The organism is Phosphitispora fastidiosa (assembly GCF_019008365.1).
Lineage (GTDB): Bacteria > Bacillota > Thermincolia > Thermincolales > UBA2595 > Phosphitispora > Phosphitispora fastidiosa.
The window spans coordinates 1-619 of record NZ_JAHHUL010000061.1; the positions used below are offsets into that span (position 1 = coordinate 1).

The window sequence follows — 619 nt, forward strand, 5'->3', positions numbered from 1 at the left end:
GCGGAAGTAGCTCAGTGGTAGAGCATCGCCTTGCCAAGGCGAGGGTCGCGGGTTCGAATCCCGTCTTCCGCTCCATGTTAAAAACTATTTTTTTAAAATCTCCTTAACCTTTTGGCTGATTATCATGTCCAAGGAATGACATGCCCTTCTTGCCAAATTAACTAGCAAAGGCTTCCTGGGAGAATTTTATTTAGCCGGTGGAACTGCTTTAGAGGCGATTTACGATATTTGCGGGTGTAGCTCAATGGTAGAGCCCTAGCCTTCCAAGCTAGTCGTGTGGGTTCGATTCCCATCACCCGCTCCAATTTAATTACATACTCAGTATTGTTGATGCAATAGTATATAAATGATATTTGTCTTTAATAATTTGTCAAGCTGAGCTATGTATTAGGAAGTAGAATAAGCAGAGATTACCAGTTGACCTGAGAGGGTGGACATGGTAAGATGTAAATCCGGGCTTGAGAGAGCCGCGGAGAGCTTCGAAAAAACAGTAGAGATTACCAGTTGACTCGAGAGGGTCAAATGTGGTAAGATAAAGCTCCGCGGCAGAGATGCCGCAGGAACAAAAAGGAAACACAGGTCTTTGAAAACTGAACAGTGGAGAGATGGTTGTGAACGA

The 619-nt window shown here is 44.3% G+C and carries 2 tRNA genes; both read left to right on the forward strand.

Annotated features, from left to right (window positions below):
* Positions 1-75: transfer RNA gene (locus tag Ga0451573_RS18925), tRNA-Gly, on the forward strand.
* 155 nt (positions 76-230) lie between these two features.
* Positions 231-304, forward strand: a tRNA-Gly gene (locus Ga0451573_RS18930).
* The last annotated feature ends 315 nt before the right edge of the window (positions 305-619 follow it).